The organism is Neisseria sp. P0008.S010 (genome assembly GCF_051962715.1).
Classification (GTDB): domain Bacteria; phylum Pseudomonadota; class Gammaproteobacteria; order Burkholderiales; family Neisseriaceae; genus Neisseria; species Neisseria elongata.
Window position 1 is genome coordinate 1 of sequence record NZ_JBQCVA010000369.1, and the last position, 250, is coordinate 250.

The 250-nt window shown below is 56.0% G+C and carries 1 rRNA gene; it reads left to right on the forward strand.

The annotated features are described in order from the left end of the window. Window positions 1-250 (forward strand): 16S ribosomal RNA (locus ACTHSL_RS13960); the annotation flags it as partial.

Below are 250 nucleotides of genomic sequence, written 5' to 3' on the forward strand. Positions count from 1 at the left end.
GGCGTAAAGCGCACGCAGGCGGCTTCGTTAGTCGGATGTGAAAGCTCCTGGCTTAACCGGGAGAGGCCATTCGATACTGCGAGGCTTGAGGTTGGAAGAGGGGTGTGGAATTCCCGGTGTAGTGGTGGAATGCGTAGATATCGGGAGGAACACCTGTGGCGAAAGCGGCACCCTGGCCCACACCTGACGCTGAGGTGCGAAAGCGTGGGTAGCAAACAGGATTAGATACCCTAGTAGTCCTGTCTTTTAT